Origin of the sequence: Microcoleus sp. K4-B3, assembly GCF_036704615.1 — a bacterium.
In the GTDB taxonomy this organism is placed as follows: Bacteria; Cyanobacteriota; Cyanobacteriia; order Cyanobacteriales; family Microcoleaceae; genus Microcoleus.
Window position 1 is genome coordinate 1 of sequence record NZ_JAUBSF010000178.1, and the last position, 4,603, is coordinate 4,603.

Below are 4,603 nucleotides of genomic sequence, written 5' to 3' on the forward strand. Positions count from 1 at the left end.
TTTTTGAGCAACAGCTTGCCTTCTGTTAAAAGGCAGCTACTTTTAGCTGTGACCATTTTTTAGTCTAAACTCCAGTAGTTAATGCAGTTTAGATGTTTGACAGCTTAAAATTTTTTCAATAAATACGGCAAATGCTCGTCCATCCATTGAATCATTCATTGTCATCACTGCTAGCACTTTGTTCATACTAATTGCGCCAATAGCTGTGAATGAGTGCCCCTCGATAAAATGGTTTGATTTCGGCAACTCTTGTTCCAGACGGAGAACGAGAATGAGTCCTGGTCAAACCCAATAGAATACCTGTTTCATCCAAAAACACGCTCGTTTTCTGGCTTGATATCCTTGATTTTATCCCAATACTCCACTCTCAATTTTTGGACTCAATAGTCGCAGCTTGGCTACTGTACCATGTTTTTTTTTGCGATTTAGCTCTAATTTTTGTAAGTAACGGCACATGGCTGCCCGACTCACCCAATTTCCGGTTTTTTGTGCAAATAATTCACACAACTCTACCTGCATTGGCATCGGGATGCTCTGCCACTATTACTCTGACTTCTTCAGATTTAGAAGTCAGATGACGCTCATTGCGGTTTCCCCCTTTTTTTAGATTGTAAATTTCCCTCAGTTTGTTGTTGCTTGACCAGTTTTTGAACTAGACTTTTACGCTCCATTAAATTGGTCGGCTACTTTCCTCGCTTGACATTTTTCCTACTAAATATGCTGTCACTATTTTTTTTCGGAGATCGAGTGAATATGCTTTCCGACGCTTTGATTACACAAGGATATTTTATTATTCTTGATTGTACCTCATAACAGCGAGAACCGCTGTATATAGAAAATCATTTAGGATCGCTATATTTTATATTTGACATTTTAGATGGCTCCCTCTGAATATTTTACTTGAATAGGACTCAAGCCAAGTATCATACTAAAATCAACTCCTAGGGTGCGTCAGGCGGAGTTATGGAGCGATTATTAAGGGTTTAGACCTCTGACGCACCTGACTCTATTTTAGATGGCTCCCTCTGAATATTTTACTTTACCTTTTAACTACCACCCACTGAGTCACTGGTGCAAGCGGTTTCCAACCCTGAAAAGAACCGATCGCTCCTACTCGCTGAATCCCAATTCTAATTAATTCCCCGCCGTGCAAAGAATGCCACTGCAAAACCTTGAGTTCGCTCTCTACTGTCACAGCATTAACAACTAATCGGCCGCCTTCACCTAAAGCATTCCAACAAGTTTCCAGCACAGCTTCTGCGGTGACACCGCCGCCGATGAAAATAGCATTCGGTTGAGGCAAATTTGTCAGGGCTTCCGGCGCTTCTCCCGCAACGATTTCGAGTTCGGGAACGCCGAAAGTAGAGGCATTTTCGCTGATGTATTGCTGTCGAGTCGGATGGCGTTCGATCGCGATCGCCCTGCACCGAGGATGACTCCGCATCCATTCGATGGCGATCGAGCCGCAGCCTGCACCCACATCCCAAAGCAACTCTCCCGGAATCGGTGCTAACGCTGACAGAGTAACGGCTCGAACCTCTTGCTTGGTAAGTTGTCCGTCGTGGTGATACACAGCATCTGGTAAACCCGCAGTTCGGCGGAGGATAAGAGTTTGTCGTTCGGCTGCAACTGCGATCGCGATCGTGTTCAAATCAGCCAAATCCGCTGCATTCCAGGCTGCTGCTACCCCTTCGATCTGCCGTTCCGAGTCCCCTCCCATCCGCTCGAACACGGTCATCAAACTGCTGCCAAACCCCCGCTGCGTCAACAATTCAGCCACCTTTCCCGGGGTGTGTCTGTCAGCGCTCAACACCAGCAAGCGCCCGCCCGGATACAAAGCAAGTGCGATCGACGCGATCGGGCGATTTGTCAAACTGAAAGTCTCAACATCCGCCAAAGCCCAGCCCAGACGGGCGCAAGCAAGACTAAAAGCCGATGGCACCGGAATCACAGTCATTTCCGAAATAGGAATCTGGCGCGACAGCGTGACGCCAATACCGTGACACATCGGATCGCCGCTGGCTAGGACGCACACAGACTGTCCCCGGCGGCGGATGATTTCATCGACTGTTGCTTGTAGGGGCGAAGCCCAGACCAATTGTTCGCGGGTGTCGTCGGTTGGTAGCATTGCTAGGTGACGGGCACCGCCGACTACGACTTGAGATCGATCGAGTAGGGAACGGGCGATCGCGCTCAATCCCGAAAGTCCGTCTTCCCCAATCCCCACCACCGAAAGCCATTTGTGCATTGCGTCTTGCTAATTCTGTATAATTAGTTCTTAGATTACAAAGAGTGTACCTTATCTAAGGATATAAACGTGGGTAAAAAAATAGCATTACTTGTAGGAATCTCAGATTATCAAAACTTCACCAAATTGCCTCCTTGTGAAGAGGATTTGTCATTGATGTCTGAACTTATCCATAAAACAGGTAAGTATGATGAGGTAGTTGTTTTAGATGGCAGCCCTAAAAGTAATAGAGCTAAAGAGCAAATATCTTCTTTTATTAGAAAATACCAAAATCAAGAACTTGATGAATTCTTCTTCTACTACACCGGTCATGGAATACGGTATCTAGAAAATTTTCTTTTTTTGTTTGCTGATTTCAATATGTCAAAGATTGAGCAAACCTCGTTAAGTAATAGTGAATTAGATTCTATGTTGAAATCTTTGAATCCTGAATTAGCTGTCAAGGTCGTTGATGCCTGTCAGTCTGGAACGGAATATATAAAATCTAATCAAGGCCTAGAAGTCATTTTTAAGAAATCATCTACTGAAAGCTTCAAAAAGACATACTTTCTTTTTTCTTCATCGGAAGTTGAATCTTCATTTGCTCTCGAAGACTATAGTGTATTTACAAAAAGTTTTGCCAATTCATTAGTTAATTATGCTGGAAGTAGTATCCGTTACAGAGATATAATGGCATATATATCTGATGACTATAACGTAGGGAAACATCAAACCCCATTATTTATTCAACAAGCAAACAATACCGAGATATTTTGTGTGGTTAATGCCGATTTATGCAATGTACTAGCTGCTCAGCTTGGATTTGATGGACAAGTAATTGATCCAGAGAAAGATGGCACACACACTGATACCGATCTTCAAAAAGATGCCGATATATTAATAGCAAATATAAAGGCTAAAAGCAAAGAATATTGTAATGAAGAAGAGGCTAAAACTTCATTAACAAGCTTGATAGAGAGCACCAAAAATTTTGATTGGGATTATTTGATAGACGAACTATATGAAGTTAAAGTTGATGAAAAACAAGACTACTCTTGTATTCAAGATATGAATAGCATTGCCAAGTGGCTTTCCGACAGTGATGAATCTTATTTTGCTGACATTACATTTATAAAAGAAGAATATGAAGACAAGGAAAAGATCGAAATAGAGGAGCATCCTTTCGCTGCCTTATCAGCATTTCCCCGCAAACGAATAGAATATAAACTTGTTACAAAATATCGGAATGTAATAAATAGTATTCGCCAGACAGCACCTGCACCATGTTGCGCCTTGGTTATTAGTTTTTCTCCCAAAGAAGAAGTGCTTTCCAGATTTAAGGCTTTCGTAGTTTATATATTCTCTAAATCTAAGTTAACTTTATTCTATAAACATGAAATGGAAAACGAGATTAGTTGGAAAGAAAGCATTGTGCTAAACAAAAATCAGTGGAAAATAGTGCATTGCAGATTAAAACAAATAGACGAAGTTGCAGCAACTGTTAAGATTATATTAGAAAGCATTCAAGAATATACATCTCCGAAAACAATCAAAGCCTCTGTGTAGTTAAGCTCCTTGACGTAAATGTAATCATCTTAAATTAGCTAGCGTGCACGATAAAACAAGACTTTGAGATATTTATTGTTGATAATTATCTCGAAATATTGAGTGAGCTGTGTTAATTTTAATCTGACGATTGCCTCGCTTTTTATAAGGGTAATATTAGCGCTCCTATTCGCAACCTTACTATTCCACAAATCGTTAAAATTACTTGCTCATCTTTTTGGGGATTTAATCTAAATCTTTCTTGGGCAACTCGAAATATCTTGACCGATCTAATTCGGCTCTTCCGTGCTTACCGCTGCTCATTTTTTAGGAAAATGCCAAAAAAGTAATGCCCGTATTTCAAAATTTATTAAATTTATTAAACCAAAACCACACCTTTTTAAGAGCTTTAATTTAGTATTAATTCCCTCGACTATCCCATTAGTTGTTCTTGATTCAAAATACCCCACAATCTCTCCGAACCATCTTTTGATTGTTTCGGCACTTTTTTGATAGTATGGTTGTGCCTTTTTTAACCAATCGGTTAATTCTAATATCCCGTTACCCAAATTATTACTGTTTTCAAACAAACTGTGAAACTCTTCTTTTAAAATGTGCATATTTTTTAGTAACTCTGAAGCATTTTTTACTTGTTTTAATTTTAATTTTTGTTCGCTGGACAAGTCTTTTTCTAGTTTCAACAATGTATATTTACTTCCTTTTAAACTATCCAATAATTTTGCTCTTTCTTTCACTTTTAGCGATGATGATGCCTTTTTTTGGTCGATTCTCGCCTGATTTAATTCCTGATGAATCATTTTTGTCACATGA

The 4,603-nt window shown here is 40.2% G+C and carries 3 protein-coding genes; 1 reads left to right on the forward strand and 2 read right to left on the reverse strand.

Translation table 11 applies throughout. The features are described 5' to 3' along the window. Positions 1-1,039: 1,039 nt before the first annotated feature. Positions 1,040-2,248: a precorrin-6y C5,15-methyltransferase (decarboxylating) subunit CbiE gene (gene cbiE, locus QUA78_RS31905; protein ID WP_333399235.1), complete on the reverse strand. Its 1,209-nt coding sequence runs from the start codon at positions 2,246-2,248 to the stop codon at positions 1,040-1,042. Positions 2,249-2,317: 69 nt separating this feature from the next. On the opposite strand from cbiE, the gene QUA78_RS31910 reads away from it, so the two are divergent. Further along, on the forward strand, positions 2,318-3,793 hold the full coding sequence (locus tag QUA78_RS31910) for a caspase family protein (RefSeq protein WP_333307164.1): 1,476 nt from the start codon (positions 2,318-2,320) through the stop codon (positions 3,791-3,793). A 299-nt stretch (positions 3,794-4,092) separates the two neighbouring features. Here QUA78_RS31910 and QUA78_RS31915 read toward each other — a convergent pair. Beyond that, the coding region (locus tag QUA78_RS31915) for a transposase (protein WP_333307162.1) at positions 4,093-4,603 on the reverse strand (511 nt) is incomplete at its 5' end.

Bases quoted from the DNA above. Each gene is read 5' to 3' on its own strand.
- cbiE (WP_333399235.1), bottom strand. From the start codon at position 2,248: ATGCACAAATGGCTTTCGGTGGTGGGGATTGGGGAAGACGGACTTTCG.